The organism is Streptomyces sp. NPDC088246 (assembly GCF_044741025.1).
Taxonomy (GTDB): domain Bacteria; phylum Actinomycetota; class Actinomycetes; order Streptomycetales; family Streptomycetaceae; genus Streptomyces.
Window position 1 is genome coordinate 254,524 of the sequence record NZ_JBIURV010000004.1, and the last position, 23,929, is coordinate 278,452.

The following is a 23,929-nucleotide window of genomic DNA, read 5'->3' on the forward strand; positions in this document are numbered from 1 at the left end:
GTCGGTGGCTGTACGGAGGCCACAGTGGCCTGCCCCAAGATATTGGCGGGTTCCCACGATGCGGGGAAGCGTGACATCCGGCACAGCGCCCCGATTCACCGGTGCCGGTTTGGCGCCCCTCCTTGCCGGGCAGGCCTGGCCGCTGCGGCAGGATGACCCCGTGCCCACCGCAGACTCCCCCTCCGATTCCACCACCGATCCGGCCGCGATGCGCGAGCAGTACCGCTCCAAGGCCTTCACCGAGGACACGCTGGCCGCCGACCCGATGCAGCAGTTCGCCCACTGGTTCAGGCAGGTAGCCGTGGGCGGGGTGCTTCACGAGCCCAACGCCATGGTGGTCTCCACCGCCACTCCCGAGGGCCGGCCGTCCTCCCGCACGGTACTGCTGAAGAAGTACGACGAACGCGGCTTCGTCTTCTTCACCAACTACGAATCCCGCAAGGGCCGTGAACTGACCGCCAACCCGTACGTCTCGCTGCTCTTCCCCTGGCACCCGATGGCCCGCCAGGTCGTCGTCACCGGCACGGCGGCCCGCGTCGGCCGCGAAGAGACGGTCGCCTACTTCCGCACCCGCCCGCACGGCTCCCAGCTGGGTGCCTGGGCGAGCGCCCAGTCGACGGTGATCGGCTCCCGTGACGAGCTGATCGAACGCTACGAGGAACTGGCCGCCCGCTACCCGGAGGGCGAACATGTCCCCGCGCCCCCTCAGTGGGGCGGTTTCCGTGTGGTCCCCGACACGATCGAGTTCTGGCAGGGCCACGAGAACCGGCTGCACGACCGGCTGAGGTACGTACGTGAGGGCGAGAAGTGGCGCGTCGAGCGCCTGTGTCCGTAACCCGCCCCATTCCCCTCCGGACATGCAGAAACCCGCAGGCTCTGGTTCCTCCGTGCACGAAGGAGCCGGCCGGACTTACCGGCGAGCCTGCGGGTCGGTGACTGCTTGGGTTTCGGCAGACAGCCTGCCGAGGTGCACTGTGTGCGACGACGGGCTGTCAGCCCGCAGCCACCTCACGAATCCGATAAGACTGCACTTTTCGGATCACCTCCTTTCAACGTGTAAGGCACACACTAGGAACCCCTCCGGGCCCGCACAACCGAATTAATGAACCGGCCTATTTCAGAGAAGTCGGTGTGCACTGGGTCACGTTCGAGTTCAATGGTCTGACGTGCGGTAATGCCGGATACGTCCTGCGGGGGGTACGGGATGAGTGCGTCCACGAGCAGTGGGACGACCGACGCGCTCGGGCCCGAAGAGGGTCCGAGGGCGGGGCCCGGGGCCGAGCTGCTCGCGGCGCTGCTCGACGGGATGGACGCGGCGCTCTGCGCGTTCGACGCGGGCGGCACCATCACCCACTGGAACCGTGAGGCCGAGCGGATTCTGGGCTGGTCCGCCGGGGAGGCCGTGGGCCGGCCCGGGTTTGCCGGGTGGGCGGTGCGGCGGGCGGATGCGGGGGAGGTGCAGGGGCGGCTGATGGCGGCCATGGACGGTACCGGTCGCCGGGTGCATGAGTTCGCGCTGCTGCGCAAGGACGGTGGGCGGGTGCTCGTGCGGATGCAGTCGGCGGGGGTCCGGGGTGCGGACGGGAAGCCGGCCGGGGTGTACTGCGCGTTCGGGGAGGTGCATGCGCAGATCGATCTGGAGCGGTCGATCGCGCTGAGCGAGGCGCTGTTCGAGGACGCGTCGTGGGGTGTGGTGCTCGTGGATGCCGATCTGCGTCCGACGGTCGTCAACGCGCACGCGGCACGGGCGCTGGGTGGCGGTCGTACGACGCTGCTGGGGCGCCCGCTGGGGGAGTTGATCGTGCAGGGCGTCGAGGATCTGGAGGGGGCGCTGCAGCACGTACTCGCCGAGGGCGCGCCACCGGCGCCCGCCGAGCTGTGGGTGACGTTGCGGACGGCGGAGGGGGATCGGCGGCGCTGCTGGCGCAGTGGCTTTCTGCGGCTCGCGTCGCCGCTCGCGGAGGAGCCGGTTCCGTTGGGGGTCGGCTGGCTGTTCCAGGACGTGACCGCGGAGAAGCTGGCGGCGCAGGAGACGGACCGGGTGCGGTTCCGCTCGAACCAGTTGCACCGGGCTTCGCTGTCGGCGTCCGAGTGCGAGGACCCGATGGAGGCGGCGACGTCATATCTGGACTATGCGCTCGCGGGCTTCGCCGACCACGCGCTGGTCGACCTGGTGGCGGGGGAGCGGCTGGTGCGGGTGGCGGCGACCCCGTCCGGTGAGCCGGGTCCGTGCCTGCCGGTGGCCGGCGGCGGTATTCCGCTGAGGTACGCGCCGGGGCACCCGGCTCTTCAGGCGGTGGACCGTACGGGTTCGGTACGGTCCACCGCGGGCCCGGGGCCCGGGGCCGGGGTGTGGGCGGCCGAACGGCAGTGGCCGGGGGATTCGGTGCACGCGCTGTGCGCGGTGCTGCGGAGCAGGGGGCGGACGCTGGGCGTGGTGACGTTTCTGCGCTCCGCCCATCGCACGGCCTTCGAGCGCCCCGACGCGGCGTACGCGGAGACGGTGGCGGCCCGGGTCGCGGGGGCGGTCGACCTGGCGCAGGTGACGAAGCGGCCGTAGGCGGCGCGGTCCGGCCAGGGGCGGTGCCGGGCCCCGTCGCGGAGCCCGGCACCGCCCCCGGCCGGGGCCCGTCCTCACGCCGCGTGCAGCGCCAGCGTCGGTGAGAACGGAGCCCGGCACCGCCCCCGGCCGGGGCCCGTCCTCATGCCGCGTGCAGCGCCAGCGTCGGTGAGAGACGGGACGCCCGCACTGCCGGGTAGAGGCCCGCGATCGTGCCGATCACCAGCGTCGCGCCGAAGCCGCCGCCGACCGCCCACGGCGGCACCACCCAGGGCAGCCCGCCGGAGTACGCGTACACCCCGGTCGCCGCCGCGCCGAGCGCCACGCCCGCCAGGCCGCCGAGGCCGGAGAGCATCAGCGACTCCGTGACGAACTGGATGCGGATCTGGCCCCGGGTCGCGCCGAGCGAGCGGCGCAGCCCGATCTCGTACCGCCGCTCCAGCACCGAGATGATCATGGTGTTGGCGACCCCGACGCCGCCGACGAGCAGCGCGATGCCGCCCAGGCCCAGCAGCATGCTGCTGAACGCCCCTTCGGTCGCCGCCTTGGCCTGGAGCGCCGACGACGGGTCGGTGACCTTCACGTTCTGGGGGTTCTGCGGGTCGACCGTCGCCGCCATGACCTTGCGCACGTCCTGCACCGCCGCGTCGGCCGAGCGCTCGTACACCGATGTCGGGTGGCCCTCGAAGCCCAGCAGGCGCTTCGCGCCCTCCCAGCCGACCAGTGCGGAGCGTTCGATCTCCGGGGCGAGCGGCAGCGGGGCGAGGATGCCGACCACGGTGAAGTACCGGTTGCCGATCCACACCTGCCGGCCCGGAGCAGTGATGCCGAGACGTTCCGCGGAGACATGGCCGAGCACGACGGAGGGGTAGCGTCCGGTCGCGTTGTTGAGCCAGCTGCCGCTGCGGACCTCGCCGCGCAGCACCCGCAGCAGGTCGCCGGTGGTCGCCTTGACGGTGATCCCGCCCGTATCGTCCTTGTCGATCTTCTCGTTGCGGCGTGCGGTCGCGTCGAGGTCGGCGGTCGCGCCCACCTCCTGGACGCCCTTGATGCGGCCCACCATCCCGACCGCGTCCTCGGGCAGCTCGACGTCCTGCCCGGCGAACATCGAATCGCCGGGGGAGGCCACGAGCAGGTTGGTGCCCAGCTTGTCGAGTTCCCGGAGCAGCTGGGCCTGGCTGGAGGCGGAGATGCCCACCACCGAGATCATCGTCGCGATACCGATGGCGATGCCCAGGGCGGAGAGCACGACCCGCATCGGCCGGCTGCGCAGCCCCGCCGAGCCGACGTGCAGCACGTCCCGGGGGCCGAGCCGGGCCGCTTTCAGCCGCCCCCGGCCCCGGCCGTCGGCGTCGCGGTCCGCGCGCCGCGCCCTCACTGGTTCGCTCCCGTCGCGGCGGGGGAGCGGCCGTTGCCGGAGCCGTCGCGCACATCCGTGGACGGATCGCGCATGCCCGTGGACGGATTGCGTACGTCCGCGACCACCCGGCCGTCCCGGATGCGCACCTCGCGCGGCAGGTCCCGGGCGATCTCGGTGTCGTGCGTGATGACCGCGATGGTGGCGCCCTCCCGGTTGAGGTCGCGCAGCAGCTTCATCACCGCTTCCCCGGACACCGAGTCGAGCGCCCCGGTCGGTTCGTCGGCCAGCAGCAGCGCGGGTTCCCCCACGACGGCCCGCGCGATGGCGACCCGCTGTTTCTGTCCGCCGGAGAGCTGGTGCGGCTTGTGGTCGAGGCGGTCGGCGAGCCCGACCCGCTCCAGCGCGTCGGCTGCCCTGCGGCGGCGTGCGGCACGGGACAGGCCCGAGTACAGCAGGCCCTCCGCGACGTTGTCGCGGGCGCTGACGCCCGGCACCAGGTGGAACGCCTGGAAGACGAAGCCGACGTGCTGGGCACGCAGCGCGGAGAGCCTGCGGTCGGAGAGCGCCGCCACGTCGTGCCCCGCGATGTGGACGGACCCGGCGGTGGGGCGGTCCAGGGTGCCGATGATGTGCAGCAGCGTGGACTTGCCGGAGCCGGACGGGCCGACGATGCCGAGGAGTTCGCCCTCCTCGACGGTGAGGTCCACCCCGCGCAGGGCGGCGACCGGGCCCGGGTACTCCTTGGTGACGCCCCTGAGGCCGACGACCGTGTTCATATCTTCGGCACCCCGACCTTCATGCCCTCGCGCAGCCCGCCGCCGGACACCTCGACCCGGCCCTCGGCGAACATGCCGAGCTCGACCTTCACGTCGCGCGCCGTGCCGTCCTGGACGACCTGGAGGCCGAAGCCGCCGCCGGGCAGTGCGAGCAGCGCGTTCACCGGGACGCTGAGGACGTCCTTGTGCAGCTCGCCGGTCAGGTTCACCGTGACCGGCGCCTGGTCGAAGCCGCCGACCTTGTCCGGCTTGTCGAAGGAGACGGTCAGGGTGACCTTGGGGCTGTTGTCCTGCGGGTCCTTGCCGGGCTTCGCCGTCCGGCCGACCGAGGAGACCGACCCGGCCGCGCTGCTGCCGTCCGGCAGCTCGACGGTGACCTTGGTGCCCGCCTTGGCGAGCTGGCTCTCGGCGACGTCGAGCTCGAACGTCACGATGCGCTCGGAGCCGGTCGTGGTGAGGACCGGAGCGCCGGGCTGGGCCAGTTCGCCGACGGCCGCCTCGACGCTCTTGATCCGGACCTTCCCCGGGGCGAAGGCGATGTCCTGCGGCCCCACCGTTCCGGTCCGCTTGCTGTCGTGGGACTTCTGCCAGCGTTTGACGGCGGCCGCGGTCAGCTCGGTGTACTCGTCGTCCGGGGTGAAGCCGGTGTAGCCGAGTTCCGCGAGATTGCGTTCCAGCTGCTCCACGTCCCGGCCCCGGTCGCCCGGCTTCAGCGTCCGGTACATCGGTCCCGAGCCGTACATCAGCCACACCGCCCGGCCGTCGACCTCGTACAGCCGCTCGTTCCGCTTGACGGTCGAGCCGGTGCGCGGGGTCCAGGTCATGGTGCCCGCTGCGCCCGCGTTGACCTTGCGCTGCTTGTCGTAGCCGAGCGTCCCGTCCGCCTGGGCGCTGTCGCGCAGGTCGCCGCGCTCGACCGCGGCGGTGGCCGGGGGCAGCCCGGTGTTCTTCGGGCCGCCCGTCTCCTCTGCGGAGCCGAACTGGGTGAGAGCCAGTGACCCGGCCGCCACGGCGAGCACCGCCGCAGCGGCCACCATGGCCCGTCCGCGCCTCACCGCCCGGCGCTTTCGCACGCCGCGTTGGCCTTCTCGAACTTCTTCATGTCTTTCTGCTGCATCGCGGGCGCCTGCGCCATCCCGCCGTCGAACTTCGGGTCGGGCATGTCGATGCCGTTCTTGCGCATGCACCGGGCGAAGGCGAGCATCTTGTCCTTCTGGGCCTGGGTGATCTCCTTGGCCCCGCCGCCGACCGCCTTGTCCTGGCAGGCCTTGAACGCCTTCTCCATCTCCTGCTTGCTCTTGCCGCCGCCGTCGATGGTCATTCCGCGGACGTCGTCGCCCGGCTTCGGCTCCGCGACGTTCAGGCCCTGCTCCCGCAGGCACTTGCGGTGCTCCAGGGCCTGGTCCTCGTCCGTCTTCTTGGTGTCCGAAGCGGATCCGCCGCTCTTGGTTCCGCTTCCGTTTCCGTTTCCGCCGCCGTCGCCCGAGCAGGCGGTGGCCGACAGGACGACGGCAGCGGCGATCAGGCAGGCGGCGACGACGCCGCGGCTTTGTGTGCGGGAGGTGGTCCGGCGGAAAATGGTCGGGTTCATGAGGGCTCCTCGTCCGTTGCTGACAGGCCGGGTACGAACGGCTTGAGCGTGCGCGAGGACGCGGTTTCGTTTCTCTCAGCCCGGATGTTTACACCGACGAAACATCGCTTTGGGTTACACAGGACCCATGCGTGTGCTGGTGGTGGAGGACGAGGAATTCCTGGCCGGGATGATCGCCGAGGGGCTGCGCCGCGACGCCGTCGCGGTGGACATCGCCCCCGACGGCCGGGCGGCGCTGGACCGGCTTCGGTTCGGCGCGTACGACGTGATGATCCTCGACCGCGATCTGCCGGGGCTGCACGGCGACGAGGTGTGCCGGCGGGTCGTCGGTATGCGCCTGCTGACCCGGATCCTGATGCTCACCGCTTCCGGGACGGTACGGGACCGGGTGGCCGGCCTCGGGCTCGGCGCCGACGACTACCTGACCAAGCCGTTCGCGTACGACGAACTCCTCGCCCGGGTCCTGGCGCTCGGCCGCCGTGCCCGCCCCGCTCTCCCGCCGGTCCTTCAACGGGCCGGGCTGACGCTGGACACCGCCCGCCGCCAGGTCTGCCGCGACGGCCGCTACCTCTCGCTCTCCCGCAAGGAGTTCGCCGTGCTGGAGACCCTGCTGCGGGCCGAGGGCGCGGTCGTCAGCGGCGACGACCTGATCGAGGAGGTGTGGGAGGAGGACACCAGCTACCGCACCAACGCGGTCCGGGTCACTCTGTCCAAGCTCCGCGCCAAACTGGGCGCGCCTCCGGTGATCGAGACGGTCCCGGGGGCCGGCTACCGCATCGGGGACGGCCTCGCCGACGGGCCGGGGAACCACGGCCCCGCGAGCGGACCGGTGGGTGGCGACGCGACCGGACCGGTCCACGGGTCGGCGGATCAGCCGGACGGCGGCTCCGCGGACCGGCCGGGGGAGAGCCGGTGAGGAGCGAGCGCGCCCGGCTCACCGCGCTGTACGGCGGACTGCTGGTGCTGGCCGGCGCCCTGCTGATGGGGCTGGTCTACCTGCTGGTCAGCGAGCGCCTCTACGCCACTGTGCTCACTGCGGTGGCACCGGCGGTCCCCCACGGGGCCACCCCCGCCATTCAGTCGGGCGTGGCCTCCGTGCCCCAGCCGCCGTCGTCGGACTGGGCGCAGACCGTGGTCATGGAACCCGGGCAGTACGCGGTGGCGAAGAGGGTCACCACCGCGGCCGGGGACGCCGCGCTCAACCAGCTGCTGACGATCTCCGGGGTCTCCCTCGCCGTCTACTCAGCGCTCTCCGTCGCGCTCGCCTGGTGGATGGCGGGCCGGGTGCTGCGGCCGGTCGGCGTCATCGCCGCCCGCGCCCGCCGACTCTCCGCCAGCAACCTGCACGAACGCCTCGCGCTGAAGGCCCCGCCCGGCGAGCTCAAGGAACTGGCCGACACCTTCGACGGGATGCTCGACCGGATCGAGGAGCTGGTCGCCGCCCGCCAGCGGTTCGCCGCCAACGCCGCCCATGAGCTGCGCACCCCGCTCGCCGTGCAGCGGGCCGCAGCCGAGATCGGCCTCGCCGACGACCCGCCGCCCGAGAAGGTCGCCTGGATCCGGGACAAACTCATCGACACCGCCGCCGACAGCGAGCAGCTGATCGAGGGACTGCTGCTCCTCGCGGTCTGTGACGAGGGCCTGCGGCGGCGCGAACGGGTCGAACTGGACGCGATCGCGGCCACGGTGACCGAGGCGCTGGAGCCGGAGGCGAAGAACCGTTCCATCACCGTCGAGGCAGAGGCCCGGCCACTGCCGGCCGAGGGCGACCCGGTCCTGCTGGGCCATCTCGTGCACAACCTGGTCGCCAACGCGCTGCGCCACAACCACCCCGGCGGGACGGTACGGGTCCGGGTGGGGCCGGGCGGTCTGGAGGTCGACAACACCGGGCCGGTGGTGGACCCGGCGACCGTGCCGCTGCTGTTCGAGCCGTTCCGCCGGGCGCAGGCCCGCCGCCATGCTCCCGGTGAAGGGGCCGGTCTGGGGCTCTCCATCGTGGCGTCGATCGCGAGGGCGCACGGCGGCGAGGCGAGTGCGACGGCGAACCCGGGCGGCGGACTGACGGTCCGGGTCGTGCTGCCGACGTGCCCGTAGCGGGGCGGCCGGCGGCCCGGCGCGATCAGTGGCGGTAGAAGATCCGGTCCCGGTACTCCGTCATGACGCGCCCGTTCCACTCGTGACCGCCGTCGACGTTCCCCGACCGCAGCATCGGCGGCTCGACCCCCCGCGTCACGAGCTGCTCCACCGCGGCGGCCATCATCGCCTGCATCACCGCACTGGTGACGACCGTCGACGCGGGTGCGAACGGCGCCGCGACCCCCTCGGCGGTCAGCTCCGCGTCGCCGATGGAGATCTTGCTGTCGAGCACGATGTCGCAGTGGTCCCGCAGGAAGCCGCCCGAGCTGTGCCGGGACCGGGTGCCGTCCGCGTACGCCACCGAAGTGACGCCGATGACCTTCAGGCCGAGCGCCCGCGCATTCATCGCCATCTCCACCGGAAGCGCGTTGCGCCCGGAGAGCGAGATGATCACGAGGACGTCGCCCGCCTTGGCGGGGCTGGAGTCGAGCACCGCGCCCGCCAGCCCGTTGACCCGCTCCAGTGCCGAGCCGAGGGGCGCCGGCATGACGTCGACGCCGACGCTCCCGGGCACGGCCAGCAGGTTCATCAGGGCGAGTCCGCCCGCCCGGTAGACGACGTCCTGCGCGGCGAGCGAGGAGTGCCCGGCGCCGAAGGCGAAGAGCCTGCCGCCGGCGGCGACGGTGTCGGCGATCGCGGCACCGGCGGCCGCGATGTTGCCGGACTCCTCGTCGCGTACGCGCTCCAGCAGGCCGATCGCTGCATCGAAGAACTGACCGGCCAGCTTGCTGTCGCTCATCGAGGAGGCCCTTTCCGGCGGGGAGAATTGTCCGTGGGGTGTCCGTGCCGCGGATCACGTTGCGGTCTGGACCAGTGGCCTGTCAATAGCGCCCACGCCGCTCCGCCGCACAGCGTTCGGTCGGCACGGCACGGTTGTCAGCGGTATGCGTCAGAATTGGGTCAGGGCCAGCGCACGACGTTTTTCATGTCACAGCATCGAGGGGCACGAATGTCCGGACTGATCGACACCACGGAGATGTATCTCCGCACCATCCTCGAACTCGAAGAGGAAGGCGTGGTCCCCATGCGCGCCCGGATTGCGGAACGGCTGGACCAGAGCGGTCCGACGGTCAGCCAGACGGTGGCGCGCATGGAGCGCGACGGCCTGGTGCAGGTCGCGGGCGACCGCCACCTGGAGCTGACCGACGAGGGGCGCCGCCTCGCGACCCGCGTCATGCGCAAGCACCGGCTCGCCGAGTGCCTGCTCGTCGACGTGATCGGCCTGGAGTGGGAGCAGGTCCACGCCGAGGCGTGCCGCTGGGAGCATGTGATGAGCGAGGCCGTGGAGCGGCGGGTGCTGGAGCTGCTGCGCCACCCGACGGAGTCCCCGTACGGGAATCCGATCCCGGGCCTGGAGGAGCTGGGCGAGAAGGCCGAGGCCGACCCGTTCCTCGACGAGGGCATGGTGAGCCTGTCGGAGCTCGACCCGGGCGCCGAGGGCAAGACGGTGGTCGTGCGCCGGATCGGTGAGCCGATCCAGACGGACGCCCAGCTGATGTACACGCTGCGGCGGGCGGGTGTTCAGCCCGGTTCCGTGGTCAGCGTGACCCAGTCGCCCGGCGGGGTGCTGGTCGGCAGCAGTGGCGAGGCGGCGGAGCTGGACGCCGAGATCGCCTCGCATGTGTTCGTGGCCAAGCGCTGACGAGCGCCGCGACGAGCGCCGCGACGGGCGCCGCCGACCGGGTGCCGGCAGGGCGCTGAAGCGCAACGTCCGCATTCCGTTTTTCCGCCCGGAATTGCAGCGCCCGGACGGATCGCGTGCCAGGCTGTGGCTGACGCATACCTGAGAGTGCCGGCCACCTGGTCGCGCGGTCGGGGAGGGAGCAGGCGCATGCGCCCGTCGTACTGGCATGCCCGGCATGTCTGGCACGCACACCGGAAGGTCGCTGCCGCGGTCCCGGCCGCCCACGATCCGCGCCCGGCCGCCTGCGGATCGCGCCCGGCCACCCATGAAGCCCGTGCCACCGCCCGCGAAGGCGTTTCGACGCCGGCCGCTCCCGGAACGACCGCTCCCCGAACGGCAGAGGGCCCCGGCGCCTTACGGCGCCGGGGCCTGCCCTCCCCTGTTTCGACCTGGAGCCCCGAGCTCTCGAGGTCGATCCCCACGAGCCCTCATCCCCGAGTGGCCCGCCTCCCGGAGAAGGTCTCCCCTCCACGGACGCCGTCAATCCTTGGAGCCGGTCACTCGAACGAGGGGTGTTGGATGCCGGAACCCGGTTTTCGAATAAAGGTTCGATAGTCTGGCGTGACGCGACCACACGGTGATCGAGCGGTGATCAAGCGGTGATCGAGGACCAGAAGGGGGTGCCAGAACATATGGTGCGGCGCATCGATGTGACCGGGACCGACGGCGTACGCCTCGCGGCCTGGGAGTTCGCCGACCCGCCCAAAGGGCGCACGGAGGGCGAACGCGCCTCCGGGGTCTTATTGCTCCACGGTTTGATGGGCCGGGCCTCCCACTGGGCCTCGACCACCCGCTGGCTCGCCGAGCGGCACCGCGCCGTCGGCCTCGACCAGCGAGGGCACGGCCGCAGCGAGAAGTCGGCCGAAGGCCCGTACACCCGTGATGCGTACGTCGCCGACGCCGAGGCGGCGATCGAACAGCTCGGCCTCGCCCCCGTCACCCTCGTCGGGCATGCGATGGGAGCGCTCACCGCCTGGCAGCTCGCCGCGAAGCGCCCCGATCTCGTCCGGGCCCTGGTCGTCTGCGACATGCGGGCCTCCGCGCTCGGGGCGGCCTCGCAGCGGGAGTGGGAGGACTGGTTCAAGTCCTGGCCGGTGCCGTTCGCGACGCTCTCCGACGTACGGAAGTGGTTCGGCGAGGACGACCCCTGGGTGGAGCGGCCCAACCCCGCCCGCGGCGAATTCTTCGCCGAGGTGATGGCCGAGCGGGCCGACGGCTGGCGCCCCGTCTTCTCCCGTCGCCAGATGCTCCAGTCCCGCGCGACGTGGGTGTTCGACGCGCACTGGGAGGAGCTGGCACAGGTCAGGTGCCCGACCCTGGTGCTCCGCGGCCTGGACGGCGAGCTGGGCCGGGCGGAGGCCCAGGAGATGGTCCGCGTACTGCCGCGCGGGCAGTACGCGGAGGTGGCCGACGCCGGCCATCTCGTCCACTACGACCAGCCGGAGGGCTGGCGGGCGGCGGTCGAACCCTTCCTGGAGCAGTTCGCCGAGGACCCTCAGAACGACCGCGAGCCTGTCTCCCCTTGAGATCGGCCGGTAAAGAGAGACAGGCCCTGCGGAGGCGGCTCTCAGCCCTTGCTGACCGCCGCCAGGATCTCCGGGAGCCGGTTGGCCGTTCGGGGAGCGGCGAGCCGTAGCCCCGCCCAGGAGATCAGCGCCCCGTACGCGGCCCCCGCGGGCAGCAGCAGCCACAGCCACTGCTCCATGTCGGCGACATGGAGCCAGATCGTCACCGCGATCACGGGTGCGCAGAGCAGCGCCGCCGAGATCATGCCGCCGAAGATCGAGATCCAGGCGAGCCCGGCCTGCCCCGGTGCCACGTTCTTGAACGCCCCGTCCTGCGGGATCGAGTACGGGAAGTTCGCCGACGCCACCGCACCCGTCGACAGCATCGCGCCCAGCAGGGCGAACGACAGCCCCATGGCCTCCGGCAGCGCGCCCCAGTCGCCGAGGACCGCCGCCGTCAACACCGTCACCAGAGTCGTGTACGGCAGGGTGATCAGCAGCAACGCCAGTGCCCGCGCCCGCAGTTCGATGTACGCGTCCCGGGTGGAGGAGAGGGTCAGCGCCACCATCCAGAACGCGGACGTGTCCTGCCCGAACTGGTTGTACATCTGGATGCCGAGCATTCCGGCGGCGAAGCAGGCGAAGTAGATCGAGCCGGTGCCCTGCACGGCGTTGAGCATCGGCACGATCAGCCCGATCGCCAGCGCCGTGACCCAGGCGGCCTTGGTCTTCGGATCGCGCGCGATGTACCGCAGGCTGCGCTCCATCACCGGGCCGGTACGCCCCGCGGGCAGCAGTGCGGAGAGCCGGGAGCCACCCTTGCCGGCCTTCTCGCGGTTCGGCTCGGCAGCCGCCAGGGTCGAACCGTCCGGGGCCGTCATCAGCTTCACCAGGCTCCGCTGCCACAGCCACAACAGCGCGAACAGCGCCGCCACGGACAGCAGCAGCTGTACGGCGGCCTGCCCGTACGAGCCTCGCGACGCCGAGTCGACCGCCCCGATCGCCGAGGCGGGCGGCAGCCAGCGCACCACGTCCGCGGCCGGTTCGAGCGCGGAGAGGCCGCCCGCCTGCCCCAGCCGCTGTGCACCGAAGTTGACGACCTGGAAGCCCACCGCGATCACGAGCCCGCTGAGCACCGCGAGATCGCGGCCCTTGCGTGATGTCAGCAGCCGGGTGTTGGCCGTGGCCACGGCCCGCGTCAGCGCCACGCACACCAGCAGCGTGAGCGGTGCGGCCACCACGGCGAACACCGCACCGGCCACCCCCTGCGCCACCGCGAACACCGAGCCGGCCGCCAGGCAGAGCGTGAACAGCGGACCGATCCCGACCAGTGACGCCGTCAGCAGCGCCGCGATCAGCGGGCGCGGCCGCAACGGCAGCATCACCAGACGGCTCGGGTCGAGGGTTTCGTCACCGCTGGGGAAGAACAGCGGCATCACCGTCCAGCCGACCGCCAGCACCCCGGTCATCAGGATGACGAGGGCACCGACATGGGCGTGCCCGCGCAGCGCGATCAGCCCGATCAGCTGGCTCGCGGCGATCAGCAGGGTGAAGACGACGGAGGTGATGTACGCGGCCCGTCGGCCGGCCGACTGCCGCAGCCCGTTGCGCAGCAGGGTCAGCTTGAGCCGTACGAAGACGGGGACGAGCCCCTCGCCGCCGCTCGTGCCGTTCCGGCCGGGGGCGGTTCCCGCGGGGGCGTCGAGCACGCTCATCGGTCGCCGCCCAGCCAGTCCAGGGACTCGCCGGTGGTCCGGGAGCCCGCGCCGACGAGTTCGAGGAAGGCGTTCTGCAGCGAGGACGCCTCGCCGCGCACCTGGGCCAGGGTGCCCTGAGCCCGGATCGTGCCGGCGGTCATGACGGCCACCCAGTCGCAGAGGGACTCCACGAGCTCCATCACATGGCTGGAGAAGACGACGGTCGCCCCCGACCGGGTGTACCGCTCCAGAACCTCGCGGATGGTCTGCGCCGACACCGGGTCGACGCCCTCGAACGGCTCGTCCAGGAAGAGCACTTCGGGGTTGTGCAGCAGCGCGGCGGCCAGCCCGATCTTCTTCCGCATACCGGTCGAGTAGTCGACGACCAGCTTGTGCTGGGAGCCCGCCAGATCGAGTACATCGAGCAGCTGGGTGGCACGTTTGTCGACCTCGGCGCCCGGCAGCCCGCGCAGTCTTCCGGTGTACGCGAGGAGTTCGCGCCCCGAGAGGCGTTCGAAGAGCCGCAGCCCCTCCGGGAGCACACCGATCCTGGACTTCACCTCGACCGGGTCGCGCCACACGTCATGGCCGCCGACCTCGATCAGTCCCTGGTCGGGGCGGAGCAGTCCGGTGACCATCGACAAAGTGGTGGTCTTGCCCGCTCCGTTGGGCCCCACCAGGCCGATGAACTTGCCCGCGGGCAGCTCCAGATCGATCCCGGCGACCGCGGTCTGTTCGCCGAACCGCTTCCACAGCCCCTGTACGCGAACGGCGGGCGGCGCTCCGCCCGCCTCTCCCGCTTCCCCTGCCCGCACTGCTCTGTCGGTCTCTGTCCGGTCCTGCATGATGTAAGCCTTTCGGTGTCCCCGTGTATGGGGACAGCCTACGAAAGGGCACCTCAGGAAAGGCGTGCTCGTGCGTCGGCTGCTTCCCTCGCGCAGGCGTAGGCGAGCGGGCTGATGAGCTCCTCGGCGCCCGGCAGCCACCGGTTGGCGGATGTGGGACGGCGGGCCCACTGCACCGCCCCGCGTCCGCCGATCCGGGTCGGCGGCCCCGTCACGTAGTGGCCGTCGCCGCGGCCGACGAGGCCGATCGCCGCTGCTTGCCAGTCCAACTTCCGTACCAGGGAGTCCACTTCGCTCGTCGTGCCCGGCAGGACGAAGAAGAACATCCGCCGGTCGGGGGTGCGGGTGACGGGCCCGATCGGCACGTCCATCCGCTCCATCCGGGCCAGGGCGAGGAAGCCGGCGGACTCCGGTACGTCGATCGCGTCGAAGGTGTGACCGGTGGGCAACAGGATCGACGCCCCGGGGTGCTTGGACCACATCCGGCGGGCTGCGGCACCGCTGCCGGTGGCCCGGCCCGCCCAGTCGGGTCCGGTGGGGTGGGCACCGGGGGAGGCGCAGCCGGGGTCACCGCACGAGCACCGCTCGGCTCCCTCGACCGCCTCCAGCCAGGTGCCGGGGCACACGGCCCAGTGCCGCTCCTGCGCGTACCGCACCGCGGCGTCGAGCAGTTGCTCGCCCCGTTGCCGGAAGATCTTCGTGACTTCCATGACTCCGATGGGCTCTTCGACTCCGATGGGCTCTTCCACGAACAGCACAACTACCGCCACCACATGGGGTTACGGGCGTGGCGGGCGTGGTCACGGCTCATCGATCCGGCACGCGGGGCGCATGGATGCATGGGTGGGGGCGCGCGTGAGGCGGTGCCCGGTCGGGCGGGTAGCCGTTCAGGGGCAACTCCGGAACGGTCGGCCTCTGTCATATGCCGACACGAATGGCAAGGAACACGACGGACGTGATGAACACGATGAATGTGTGCATTTTCCGTGTATTTGCCGGGCAGTGATCCGCTCATGGATCACTGCGGCCTCAGGGGGAAACATGGCAGCCAGGCCTCTCGTCGCCCGCCAGCCGAACGAACGGCTCCAGGCGCTCATTCAGGAAGCCGGATGCTCCAATGCCGGCCTCGCCCGCCGCGTCAACATGGTCGGCGCGGAGCGCGGGCTCGATCTGCGTTACGACAAGACCTCCGTGGCCCGTTGGCTGCGTGGACAGCAACCACGCGGCAGGGCACCGGGAATCATCGCGGAGGCGCTCGGTCGCAAGCTCGGCCGTACGGTCACGATCGACGAGATCGGCATGGCCAACGGCAAGAATCTGGCGTCCGGCGTCGGCCTGCAGTTCGCCCCGACCGTGATCGGGGCGATCGAGCAGGTCTGTGAGCTGTGGCGCAGCGATGTCGGCCGCCGCGACTTCCTGTCCGGTTCGACGATCGCGTCGTCGGCGCTGGTCGAACCCAGCCGCGACTGGCTGATCACCGGCGCCGACCCGCAGGTGGCCCGGGCCGCCGGGGCCCGCGTCGGGATGTCGGACGTGGAGGCGGTACGGGCGATGACGGCCGCGCTCGTCGACCTCGACCACCGGTTCGGCAGCGGACATGTGCGGCCGGTCCTGGTGCACTACCTGAACAGCGTGGTCTCCGGGCTGCTCTCGGGGGCGTACCGCGAATCGGTCGGGCGGCAGCTGTTCGCGGCGGTCGCGCGGCTCACCGAACTCGCCGGGTACATGGCGGTCGACACGGGCCAGCCGGGGCTCGCCCAGCGCTACTACATCCAGGCGCTGCGCCTGGCCCAGGCGGCGGGCGACCGGGCGTACGGGGGTTACGTCCTGGCCGCGTCGATGAGCCACCTCGCCGCGCAGCTCGGCAATCCGCGGGAGATCGCCCAGCTGGCACGGGCCGCACAGGAGGGCGCGCGCGGGCGTGTCACCCCGAGGGCGGAGGCGATGTTCTACGCGGCGGAGGCGCGCGGACACGCCCTGCTGGGTGACGCCCGCACCTGCCAGGCGGTGACGGGCCGGGCGCTGACGGCCCTGGACAACGCCGAACCGGACACCGGGGACGACCCCGACTGGATCGCCCACTTCGACCACGCCTATCTCGCCGACGAGCTGGCGCACTGCCACCGCGACCTCGGGCAGGCGGAGGCGGCCGCGCGCCGTGCGAAGGAGTCCCTGGACGGCCATCCGGAGTCCCGGGCCCGCCGTCGCGGCATCGGCCTGGTGCTCCTCGCCACGGCCCAGGTCCAGCTGCGCGAGGTGGAGCAGGCCTGCCACACGGGCACGCGGGCGATGGAACTGCTGGGGTCGGTGCGCTCCAGCCGGGGAACGGAGTATCTGGACGATCTGCAGCAGCGACTGATGCCCTACGGGGACGAGTCGGCGGTACGGGAGTTCGGGGCGCGGCTGGAGCTCCAGGCGGCGTGACCGGGGCCCGACCGGCGGAGTGTGACCGGGCGCCCCTTAACTGCGTCTTGGGAGCGCTTGGTGTTACAGCGCTTGTGAAGGGGTGGTGAGTGACATCACGCGCTTGGCGAAGGGCGGCAACCACCCGATAGCGTGAGCCGACGATTCCGTAGGTTTACACGTAGGAGTCCCGGTGACGCAGAGCGGACAGGGTGACGAGCAGCAGCTCCCTGCTGTACGGCCCGCGCACGAAGGTGTCGTGCTGCCCGCGGGTGGCGGCGAGCCCTGGATACCGGGAGGGCCCGCGGATCAGGGCGCCCCGGCGGGCGGCCAGCCGTGGGGGCAGCCCTGGGGGCCGCAGGCGGCGCACCAGGACGTCTCGTCGCAGCCACAGCCACAGCCACAGCCACAGGTACATGCTCAGGGGCACGGGGCGTACGGGCAGGGACAGGGGCAGTACGGACAGGGGCAGCAGGCGCAGTCGTACGGCCAGGGACAGGCGCAGCCGTACGGCCAGGCGCAGCCGGCGCAGGCGTACGGACAGCCGCAGGCCCAGCCGCTGCCTCCCGTACAGCCTCAGCAGCCCCAGCAGCCGTACGCACAGCCGTTGCCGCCCGAGGCCGTGCCCGGCATGGGCATGAGCGGGGACGCGGATGCCACGCAGTACATCGCGCCGGTGCCCGCCGGGCCCGCGCCGGGCGGGCTGCCGCCGGAGAGCCCGGCGGAGGCCACCCAGTTCCTCGACCACGGAGCGCCGCAGCCGCAGACGTACCAGCAGCCCCACGCGCCTGCGCACGGCGGCGAGGCCGAAGCGACCCAGTTCATCCCGCCGGTTCCCGGTGGCGCCCCGTACGGCATCAGGCCCGGGACCCCCGGCGAGCGGCAGCCTCCCGCCGAGTTCGACAACCTGTTCCGCAACGACGGGCCCGCAGGCGCCACCCAGCAGATGCCCGTGCTCGATCCCACGCAGCAGCACCAGGGCACCCATCAGCCCCCGCAGGCCCCGCAGCCCCAGTACCAGCCCGTGGACGAGGGTCCGCAGGGGCGGGCCGGGCAGCCCAAGAAGCGGGCGCACGTCACGCTCATCGCCGCGGTCGTCGCCGGCTGCGCCGTCGTCGGCCTCGGCGCGGGCGCGTTGATGAGCGGTGGCGACGACAAGGGCGCGGACAACAAGCAGCCGGTGGCCGCCGCCAGTTCATCCGCCGACCAGCCCTCCACGCAGGCCGCGGCCGACCCGGCGAAGCCGCAGGCCGAGGCGCTCGACAAGCTCCTGGCGGACAGCAACAACAGCCGTGCCGCGGTCATCGGGGCCGTCGAGAAGACCAAGAACTGCACCGACCTGGACCAGGCCGTGACCGATCTGAAGGGCGCTGCCCAGCAGCGCCGTGACCTGGTGACCCGGCTCCAGGGGCTGACCGTCGACAAGCTGCCGGGCCACGAGCGGCTGACCGCCTCCCTCACCAAGGCCTGGCAGGCGTCCGCCGCCGCCGACGAGCACTACGCCGCGTGGGCGGGCCAGGCCAAGGGCGGCAAGAAGGTCTGCAAGCACGGCAAGGCCCGGACTACCTCCGAGTTCCAGCAGGCCAACGTGAAGAGCAGCGAGGCGAGCAAGGCGAAGCAGGAGGCGTCGGGGCTGTGGAACTCGATCGCGTCGAAGTACGGGCTGACCCGGCATGCGTCGACCGAGCTCTGACCCGAGGCTCGGTATCAGGCCCTTCCGGCGATTGAGGGGTGGGGGTCCGGGGGCATGGCCCCCGGTACCTCACCCCATCGCGCTGGCATCCGACAGGGTCTTCGTCACGTCCACGAACCCCTTCTTGTCCGCGACGAGCCGCCCGTCACGCACCACCTGAAACGTCACCCTGGTGTTCACGATGCGCGGATACGCGGACGAGCCGAGCATGTCCTCGAAGCGCCAGCGCAGCACCGGCGTGAGACCGCCGGTGTCGACGGGGGTGCCGTGGCTGAGGGCGGAGGCGAGTTTCCCGGCGGTGATCTTCGGGGCGTCGATCGACTTCACGAGTTCGTTCAGCGCGGTGTACGCGATCCACGTGGTCTGGACGCCCGTGTCGTCCGGGTCGATCCGGTTGTCGCCGAAGGCGTGCTTACGGATCACCTCCCGCATCCGGTCCCAGCGGGCGTCGCCCGATTCCGGGTACCAGCCGGTGATGTACGCCCCCTCGAACGGGCTGTTCCGGCCGCCGGTGCTGTTGATCAGCGGCTGCCCGACACTGCCGAGGACGGACGAGATCCGTACGCTCCCGTACGACGGTTCGAGCCGGCGGAAGGAGTCGAAGAACGTCTCCGTACCCTCCCCGAGCACGCTCGTCACGCAGCCACCGCTCTTCCCCGCCGCCTGGAGCGCCCGCCCGGCGGCCGCGTCGTACGAAGTGGCCGATTCCGCCGCCCGGATGTCGGCAGGCTCGGGCCGACGGGCCTCGGTGAGTCCGGTCTTGAGGAGCCAGGCCTGGCCGTCGCCGGTCAGGGTGTCGGGCCGTACCACGGACACCCGCTCGCAACTGCGGGCGAGCTGCTGGGCGTTGCCCGCGAGCAGCGCCGGCTGGCCGCCGTTGACGGGGTAGGAGACGTAGCTGCTGAACTCTTCGGTGGAGGCCCCGTAGCCGCCGATGTAGGGGATTCCGGCGGTCTCCAGCGGCGCCATGAACGAGGACCCGTGCCGGCTGTACGAGCCGACGACCGCCACCGCCTGCTCCTTGACGGCCAGCCGGGCGCAGTTTGCCGCGCCGCTCGAGGTGTCCTGCTCGTCGCAGGTGACGACGCGCAGCTTGTGTCCGTCGAGCCCGCCACTGTTGTCGACCCAGCGGGCGTACGTGCGCGCCATGGCGGTCATGCCCGCCATGCTCACCGTTTTCGGTTCCGTGGCGCCGCCCGGGGCCCACGTCACGACGGTGAGGGGCTCCCTGGAGTCCCCCGAGGCCCCAGGGAGCGCACCGCAGCCGGTGATCAGCAACGCCCCGACCGCCGCCGTACTTGTGAGGAGCTTGTAGGGGCGGGGGGAGGTGAGGCGGCGCCGTCCGGTCATGGGCATGAACATTTCCGCCCGTGGGGTAACGCCGCTGTGTGCTCCGCGTAACGCTCGGTGACATCCAGGTGAATTACGGGGGCCTGTGCGGGGAGCCGGGAACGGAACGTACGATCGACAACCGTGCAGCAAGGTTCGGAGAACACTTCCCGTCGCGGCCGTCGCTCCTCCACCATGGGCGGCATGCCGCTGAATGACATGCCTTGGTGGCGCTGGCGCAGCAACGTGCGCTCGGCGCTGCACATGCTCTCCGACCCCGTCTTCCACCACGAGTGCTGGCTGGCCGGCCAGGAAGGGTACGGCGACGTCACCGACGCCGTGTACCGCCTGGTCGAGGACACCTGGCTGGACAACTGGTCCGCCGAGAAATACGTCGGGACGATCTTCCGCGACTCCGGCGAGTCCGCCCTCGTCGACGTCGCCGTGCTCCGGGTGCTGCGCATCATGCACCAGGTCGGCGCGGACGCCCCCGTGTCGGCGTATCTGGAGCACCACGGCTGGCCGGAGGCCGTACGGGCCGCCCGCGAGGCCCATGTGCTGCTCGCCACCAACGACGGCGACGACCCGGACGCCCCGCCGCGCTCCCTGGATGTGCTCCGCATCATGACCAGGACGGCCTGACAGGGGTCCGGTGTGGCACGCTACGAGGATGACCGCGCCGCAGCCTGCTGAGACCACCCCGGACCAGTACGTCCTCACACTCTCCTGCCCGGACAAACAGGGCATCGTGCACGCCGTGTCGAGCTATCTCTTCATGACCGGCTGCAATATCGAGGACAGTCAGCAGTTCGGCGACCACGACACGGGTCTGTTCTTCATGCGTGTCCACTTCTCGGCGCACAGCCCGGTGACCGTGGAGAAGCTGCGGGCCAGCTTCGCCGCGATCGGCGACTCCTTCCGGATGGACTGGCAGATCCACCGCTCCTCGGAGCGGATGCGGGTCGTGCTGATGGTCAGCAAGTTCGGGCACTGCCTCAACGACCTGCTGTTCCGCTCCCGGATCGGGGCGCTGCCGATCGAGATCGCCGCCGTCGTCTCCAACCACACGGACTTCGCCGAGCTCGTCGCCTCGTACGACGTTCCCTTCCGGCACATCCCGGTGACCAAGGAGAACAAGGCCGCCGCGGAGGCGGAGCTGCTGGATCTGGTCCGCGAGGAGAATGTCGAACTGGTCGTCCTCGCCCGCTACATGCAGGTCCTCTCGGACGATCTGTGCAAGCAGCTGAGCGGCCGGATCATCAACATCCATCACTCCTTCCTGCCGAGCTTCAAGGGCGCGAAGCCGTACCACCAGGCGCACGCCCGTGGTGTGAAGCTGATCGGTGCGACGGCGCACTATGTGACGGCCGACCTCGACGAGGGGCCGATCATCGAGCAGGAGGTCGAGCGGGTGGGCCACGGCGTCACGCCGGATCAGCTGGTCGCCGTCGGCCGCGACGTGGAGTGCCAGGCGCTGGCGCGGGCGGTGAAGTGGCACGCGGAGCGCCGCATTCTGCTCAACGGCCGCCGCACAGTGATCTTCTCGTAGGACGCGGGCCGGGCGGGGGCTTCGCGGGCCCGGCCCAGGCGGGCGCTGAAGTTCTTGGCCGGGCTCGCGAGGCCCGGCACGCACATCTGCGGCGTTGCCGACCCTCCTAGAGCCGGCTCAGCGACGCGGCCGCGAACAGCACGTCGCGGATCGCCTCGCGGTCGCCCTCCTGACCGGCCGCAGCCTCCACCGGCGGCACATGCCCGGCCACCAGCCGGCAGAACTCGACGCCGTCCAGCGCGATCTGCGCCACCGCGTGCGCGGGCGAGCCGACCGCGGCCGGGGAGTCCAGCGGGATGTACCAGTCACCGCCGCCCGAGCCCTCGACCTCCAGATGCAGCGAACGGCCCGGTGAACCGGCCGTCACCAGATGGCGGGCCGGGCCGGCCGGCCCCGACCGGCGGCGCTCGGCAAGAGCCGCCGGAAGGAGCCGGGCCGCCAGGTCGATCATCCGGTTGAGATGGGCGGCCGACGGTGCCTCGTACGGATAGTCCACCGCGTTCGCGATGTCGCCGCCGTGCACCCAGCATTCGAAGGCCCGGTCCAGCAGCGAGTCGTGCATCGGAAGGGCGAAGTCCCCGTACGAGACGGAGAGTTCGGCGACTTTGCGACCGGCGAAGGACACCGTACGGATGAGGGTGTGGCTCTGCTCGCGCCATGGCTCGCGGATCGCACGGGTGAGTGGCCGCCGGGTTCCCGACCAGTACTTCTCCGTGCGTGCGCCGGGCGAGAGCGGCCAGTCGACGCCGCGGCCCAAGGCGCCGTCGCCGAGCGGTACATCGATGCCGAGGGCGCTGCCGACCAGCCCGTCGACGGTCATGAGGTGGCCGATGACGCCCGCGACCGTCGTCTTGCGATTGACCGCCTGCTCGCCCTCGAACCACTTCAGCCGCACCGGGGCGTGCCACTCCGAGACGCCGATGTCACGCAGCAGCGCATCGAGCCGTGCGGTCTCCGCGTCGTACGGGGCGGCCCAGTCCGGCACCGGGATGTCGGCCGGACGGCGGCTCAGACAGGTGTCGATCACCCGGGAACGCAGCGCCGGATCGAGATCCAGGCTGCGGTCGGTCTGCAGCAGGCCGACCGCGTCGCGCAGTCGCAGGGCCTCGTCCGCGCACGCGGCGCACGCGGTCAGGTGCGCCTCGACGGCCTCGGTCTCCTCCGCCGAGCAGGCGGCCAGGGCCCAGGCGCCGAGGAGGGCCTTGAGGACGCGATGGGGCAGCACCGGCGCCGGAGCGGCGGTCGGGTCCGAAGGGTCCGGTGGTGCCACGGCGGATTCCGGTTCCGGTGTCTTCGGTCGCGGGACCGGCCGCGGCTCCTCGGGCTCGGTCGCGGTCACGGGCGGCGGCAGGGGGAAGGCGTCGAGGTCGAAGTCGTCCGCGGCGGCCCGGGGCCCCGGTATGCGCGGCGCGCCCCGCAACTCGTCGTCGCGTCCGTCCCCCTCGTGTCCGTTCGAGTCGTCGTCACCGGTCACAGCGGCCGTCCGTATCCGGGCGGCGACGCCCCCTCCAGAGGACGGGTGTGCGCGGTGGAGAGCAGCTGCAGACCGAGCCGCAGCCGGCGGCGGGCCTCGTCCTCGGTGACCCCGAGGTCGGCCGCCGTCTGCCGGTAGTCCCGGCGCTGGATGTACGCGAGCTCCAGTGCGGCCCGTAGCGGGGCGGGCATGGACGCCACGATGTAGTCGGCGCGGGCCGCGGCCGTGGCCCGGCGCACCCGCTCCTCCAGATCGGTGCGGGCCGCGGCCCCGGTCTCCTCGTCCGTACCGCCCGGGAGGCTGTCCTCCTCGCGCAGCCGCCGCACGGACTGGTGGTGCGTGAGCCGGGCCACCCAGGACCGCATCGAGCCCTGCTTCGGGTCGTACGCGTCCGGGTTCTCCCACACGTAGCCGAAGACCTCGCGGGTCACCAGATCGGCGGCGGTCTCGTCGTCGAGCATCCGGTGGGCCTGGCTGTGCACGAGCGAGGCGAACCGGTCGTAGAGCTCGCCGAGAGCAGCCGCCTCGCCGCGCGCCAGCCGCTGCTGCATCTTGCGGTCCCAGCGGGGTGGTGCGTTCTTCGGCATACGACCCCCAGCCCTGTTCCCCTCGTCACATCGAATGTAGTCGGCGGCACCGACGATGCACGCCCTTTACGGCAAGTACGCCCCTGATGAGGCCAGGGATGATAGGGAATGCGCCATCCACCGACGACGGTCCCGACTGTGTCCTGCCGCGCGGCTCGGTGTTTCACGGGGCTGCGGCGGGGGCAGCCGCGAGGAGGAACGGAAACTTCCGGAACGTCGGAATCCCCGCAACGAGAGGCCCGGTCGCGTGAGGAATCCTTGCCCTCGTGGAAACCACCCACCGGCTGTGACCACCCATGCCCCCCGGCTCACCCAGGAACGTTCCCGGACGCCACTGAAAGTGGCCGAGACCGTGCAGGGCGACTGGACCGTGCTGCGCATACGGGGCGAACTGGATCTGGTGACGTCGCCCGTCGTGCGCCAGTCCGTCCATGACGCGGTCGCCGTCGGCCGCCACGATGTGGTGCTCGACCTCTCCGAGGTCCTGTTCTGCGATTCCAGCGGCGTCGGCGTACTGATCGCGGCCCGCCGTCTGATGCGCTCCTGCGGGGGCCGGCTGCGGCTGATCCTGCCGGCCCGCGGTGCGGAAGAGGGTTCCCACGTCAACCGGGTGCTCGCCGCCCTCGGCGTACGCCGTCTCTTCGACGTCTACCCCGACCGGTACGCGGCCGTCGACGACGAGGCCCGGCCGCTCTCGGCGTGAAGCCGGTCCATGACCAGGTTGTCACACCGGTGGCGCG

General features: G+C 71.6%; 22 protein-coding genes. 11 read left to right on the top strand and 11 right to left on the bottom strand.

What is annotated here, in order from left to right; translation table 11 throughout:
- Positions 1-208: 208 nt before the first annotated feature.
- Positions 209-835: a pyridoxamine 5'-phosphate oxidase gene (gene pdxH / locus ACIPEK_RS08735; RefSeq protein ID WP_401992720.1), complete on the top strand. Its 627-nt coding sequence runs from the start codon at positions 209-211 to the stop codon at positions 833-835.
- Between the two features lie 369 nt (positions 836-1,204).
- Positions 1,205-2,560, top strand: coding sequence for a PAS domain-containing protein (locus ACIPEK_RS08740; protein ID WP_401992471.1), 1,356 nt, complete (start codon positions 1,205-1,207; stop codon positions 2,558-2,560).
- A 142-nt stretch (positions 2,561-2,702) separates the two neighbouring features.
- Here the strand turns inward: ACIPEK_RS08740 and ACIPEK_RS08745 are convergent, their stop codons facing one another.
- From ACIPEK_RS08745 to ACIPEK_RS08760, 4 genes are read right to left on the bottom strand one after another with little or no spacing between them, the layout of a single operon-like run.
- Positions 2,703-3,938, bottom strand: coding sequence for an ABC transporter permease (locus tag ACIPEK_RS08745; RefSeq protein WP_401992474.1), 1,236 nt, complete (start codon positions 3,936-3,938; stop codon positions 2,703-2,705).
- Positions 3,935-4,696 (bottom strand): ABC transporter ATP-binding protein, encoded by a 762-nt coding sequence (locus ACIPEK_RS08750; RefSeq protein WP_401992477.1) that lies wholly within the window; start codon positions 4,694-4,696, stop codon positions 3,935-3,937. The genes ACIPEK_RS08745 and ACIPEK_RS08750 overlap by 4 nt, the downstream gene beginning before the upstream one ends.
- Positions 4,693-5,733 carry a peptidoglycan-binding protein gene (locus tag ACIPEK_RS08755; protein ID WP_401992723.1) on the bottom strand — a complete coding sequence of 347 codons (1,041 nt, stop codon included), beginning with the start codon at positions 5,731-5,733 and terminating at the stop codon, positions 4,693-4,695. The genes ACIPEK_RS08750 and ACIPEK_RS08755 overlap by 4 nt, the downstream gene beginning before the upstream one ends.
- A 14-nt stretch (positions 5,734-5,747) precedes the next feature.
- Positions 5,748-6,287 (bottom strand): hypothetical protein, encoded by a 540-nt coding sequence (locus ACIPEK_RS08760; RefSeq protein ID WP_401992480.1) that lies wholly within the window; start codon positions 6,285-6,287, stop codon positions 5,748-5,750.
- A 127-nt stretch (positions 6,288-6,414) separates the two neighbouring features.
- Here ACIPEK_RS08760 and ACIPEK_RS08765 point away from each other — a divergent pair, with 127 nt between their 5' ends.
- Both ACIPEK_RS08765 and ACIPEK_RS08770 read left to right on the top strand, forming a co-directional pair.
- Positions 6,415-7,203 (top strand): response regulator transcription factor, encoded by a 789-nt coding sequence (locus ACIPEK_RS08765; protein ID WP_401992483.1) that lies wholly within the window; start codon positions 6,415-6,417, stop codon positions 7,201-7,203.
- Positions 7,200-8,381, top strand: coding sequence for a sensor histidine kinase (locus ACIPEK_RS08770; protein ID WP_401992486.1), 1,182 nt, complete (start codon positions 7,200-7,202; stop codon positions 8,379-8,381). The genes ACIPEK_RS08765 and ACIPEK_RS08770 overlap by 4 nt, the downstream gene beginning before the upstream one ends.
- A 25-nt stretch (positions 8,382-8,406) precedes the next feature.
- On the opposite strand, the gene ACIPEK_RS08775 is transcribed toward ACIPEK_RS08770, so the two are convergent.
- The gene (locus ACIPEK_RS08775; protein WP_401992489.1) at positions 8,407-9,162 is read right to left on the bottom strand and encodes an SIS domain-containing protein; all 756 of its coding nucleotides are present in this window, start codon (positions 9,160-9,162) and stop codon (positions 8,407-8,409) included.
- A gap of 210 nt (positions 9,163-9,372) precedes the next feature.
- Between ACIPEK_RS08775 and ACIPEK_RS08780 the strand changes: the two genes are divergently transcribed.
- Entirely contained in the window at positions 9,373-10,065 is a 693-nt protein-coding gene (locus ACIPEK_RS08780) for a metal-dependent transcriptional regulator (protein ID WP_093899867.1), read from the top strand.
- Positions 10,066-10,739: 674 nt separating this feature from the next.
- Positions 10,740-11,633, top strand: a complete 894-nt coding sequence (locus tag ACIPEK_RS08785; protein ID WP_401992726.1) for an alpha/beta fold hydrolase — start codon at positions 10,740-10,742, stop codon at positions 11,631-11,633.
- Between the two features lie 41 nt (positions 11,634-11,674).
- Here ACIPEK_RS08785 and ACIPEK_RS08790 read toward each other — a convergent pair whose 3' ends face one another.
- The 3 genes from ACIPEK_RS08790 to ACIPEK_RS08800 are packed head-to-tail and all read right to left on the bottom strand — an operon-like array spanning position 11,675 to position 14,864.
- Positions 11,675-13,327 (bottom strand): transporter, encoded by a 1,653-nt coding sequence (locus ACIPEK_RS08790; protein ID WP_401992492.1) that lies wholly within the window; start codon positions 13,325-13,327, stop codon positions 11,675-11,677.
- The gene (locus ACIPEK_RS08795) at positions 13,324-14,154 is read right to left on the bottom strand and encodes an ABC transporter ATP-binding protein (protein WP_401992495.1); all 831 of its coding nucleotides are present in this window, start codon (positions 14,152-14,154) and stop codon (positions 13,324-13,326) included. The genes ACIPEK_RS08790 and ACIPEK_RS08795 overlap by 4 nt, the downstream gene beginning before the upstream one ends.
- Positions 14,155-14,207: 53 nt before the next feature.
- A complete protein-coding gene (locus ACIPEK_RS08800) occupies positions 14,208-14,864 on the bottom strand; it encodes a bifunctional DNA primase/polymerase (RefSeq protein WP_401992498.1) in 657 nt (218 codons plus the stop codon).
- Positions 14,865-15,195: 331 nt separating this feature from the next.
- Here ACIPEK_RS08800 and ACIPEK_RS08805 point away from each other — a divergent pair, with 331 nt between their 5' ends.
- Positions 15,196-16,578, top strand: a complete 1,383-nt coding sequence (locus ACIPEK_RS08805; RefSeq protein ID WP_401992501.1) for a transcriptional regulator — start codon at positions 15,196-15,198, stop codon at positions 16,576-16,578.
- A 172-nt stretch (positions 16,579-16,750) separates the two neighbouring features.
- Positions 16,751-18,250 carry a hypothetical protein gene (locus tag ACIPEK_RS08810; RefSeq protein WP_401992504.1) on the top strand — a complete coding sequence of 500 codons (1,500 nt, stop codon included), beginning with the start codon at positions 16,751-16,753 and terminating at the stop codon, positions 18,248-18,250.
- A 69-nt stretch (positions 18,251-18,319) separates the two neighbouring features.
- On the opposite strand, the gene ACIPEK_RS08815 is transcribed toward ACIPEK_RS08810, so the two are convergent.
- Complete coding sequence (locus tag ACIPEK_RS08815) at positions 18,320-19,600, bottom strand: ABC transporter substrate-binding protein (RefSeq protein ID WP_401992507.1); 1,281 nt, start codon at positions 19,598-19,600, stop codon at positions 18,320-18,322.
- Positions 19,601-19,774: 174 nt separating this feature from the next.
- Between ACIPEK_RS08815 and ACIPEK_RS08820 the strand changes: the two genes are divergently transcribed.
- Entirely contained in the window at positions 19,775-20,221 is a 447-nt protein-coding gene (locus tag ACIPEK_RS08820) for a hypothetical protein (RefSeq protein WP_093899874.1), read from the top strand.
- A gap of 28 nt (positions 20,222-20,249) precedes the next feature.
- The gene (gene purU / locus ACIPEK_RS08825; RefSeq protein ID WP_401992510.1) at positions 20,250-21,128 is read left to right on the top strand and encodes a formyltetrahydrofolate deformylase; all 879 of its coding nucleotides are present in this window, start codon (positions 20,250-20,252) and stop codon (positions 21,126-21,128) included.
- A 106-nt stretch (positions 21,129-21,234) separates the two neighbouring features.
- Here the strand turns inward: purU and ACIPEK_RS08830 are convergent, their stop codons facing one another.
- Both ACIPEK_RS08830 and ACIPEK_RS08835 read right to left on the bottom strand, forming a co-directional pair.
- Entirely contained in the window at positions 21,235-22,602 is a 1,368-nt protein-coding gene (locus ACIPEK_RS08830) for an anti-sigma factor family protein (RefSeq protein WP_401992513.1), read from the bottom strand.
- Entirely contained in the window at positions 22,599-23,189 is a 591-nt protein-coding gene (locus tag ACIPEK_RS08835) for an RNA polymerase sigma factor (RefSeq protein WP_401992516.1), read from the bottom strand. The genes ACIPEK_RS08830 and ACIPEK_RS08835 overlap by 4 nt, the downstream gene beginning before the upstream one ends.
- 286 nt (positions 23,190-23,475) lie before the next feature.
- On the opposite strand from ACIPEK_RS08835, the gene ACIPEK_RS08840 reads away from it, so the two are divergent.
- A complete protein-coding gene (locus tag ACIPEK_RS08840) occupies positions 23,476-23,892 on the top strand; it encodes an STAS domain-containing protein (RefSeq protein WP_401992519.1) in 417 nt (138 codons plus the stop codon).
- Positions 23,893-23,929 lie beyond the last annotated feature (37 nt).

Bases quoted from the DNA above. Each gene is read 5' to 3' on its own strand.
- pdxH (WP_401992720.1), top strand. From the start codon at position 209: ATGCGCGAGCAGTACCGCTCCAAGGCCTTCACCGAGGACACGCTGGCC.
- ACIPEK_RS08740 (WP_401992471.1), top strand. From the start codon at position 1,205: ATGAGTGCGTCCACGAGCAGTGGGACGACCGACGCGCTCGGGCCCGAA.
- ACIPEK_RS08750 (WP_401992477.1), bottom strand. From the start codon at position 4,696: ATGAACACGGTCGTCGGCCTCAGGGGCGTCACCAAGGAGTACCCGGGC.
- ACIPEK_RS08755 (WP_401992723.1), bottom strand. From the start codon at position 5,733: ATGGTGGCCGCTGCGGCGGTGCTCGCCGTGGCGGCCGGGTCACTGGCT.
- ACIPEK_RS08760 (WP_401992480.1), bottom strand. From the start codon at position 6,287: ATGAACCCGACCATTTTCCGCCGGACCACCTCCCGCACACAAAGCCGC.
- ACIPEK_RS08765 (WP_401992483.1), top strand. From the start codon at position 6,415: ATGCGTGTGCTGGTGGTGGAGGACGAGGAATTCCTGGCCGGGATGATC.
- ACIPEK_RS08775 (WP_401992489.1), bottom strand. From the start codon at position 9,162: ATGAGCGACAGCAAGCTGGCCGGTCAGTTCTTCGATGCAGCGATCGGC.
- ACIPEK_RS08780 (WP_093899867.1), top strand. From the start codon at position 9,373: ATGTCCGGACTGATCGACACCACGGAGATGTATCTCCGCACCATCCTC.
- ACIPEK_RS08785 (WP_401992726.1), top strand. From the start codon at position 10,740: ATGGTGCGGCGCATCGATGTGACCGGGACCGACGGCGTACGCCTCGCG.
- ACIPEK_RS08790 (WP_401992492.1), bottom strand. From the start codon at position 13,327: ATGAGCGTGCTCGACGCCCCCGCGGGAACCGCCCCCGGCCGGAACGGC.
- ACIPEK_RS08795 (WP_401992495.1), bottom strand. From the start codon at position 14,154: ATGCAGGACCGGACAGAGACCGACAGAGCAGTGCGGGCAGGGGAAGCG.
- ACIPEK_RS08800 (WP_401992498.1), bottom strand. From the start codon at position 14,864: ATGGAAGTCACGAAGATCTTCCGGCAACGGGGCGAGCAACTGCTCGAC.
- ACIPEK_RS08805 (WP_401992501.1), top strand. From the start codon at position 15,196: ATGGCAGCCAGGCCTCTCGTCGCCCGCCAGCCGAACGAACGGCTCCAG.
- ACIPEK_RS08815 (WP_401992507.1), bottom strand. From the start codon at position 19,600: ATGACCGGACGGCGCCGCCTCACCTCCCCCCGCCCCTACAAGCTCCTC.
- ACIPEK_RS08820 (WP_093899874.1), top strand. From the start codon at position 19,775: ATGGGCGGCATGCCGCTGAATGACATGCCTTGGTGGCGCTGGCGCAGC.
- purU (WP_401992510.1), top strand. From the start codon at position 20,250: ATGACCGCGCCGCAGCCTGCTGAGACCACCCCGGACCAGTACGTCCTC.
- ACIPEK_RS08835 (WP_401992516.1), bottom strand. From the start codon at position 23,189: ATGCCGAAGAACGCACCACCCCGCTGGGACCGCAAGATGCAGCAGCGG.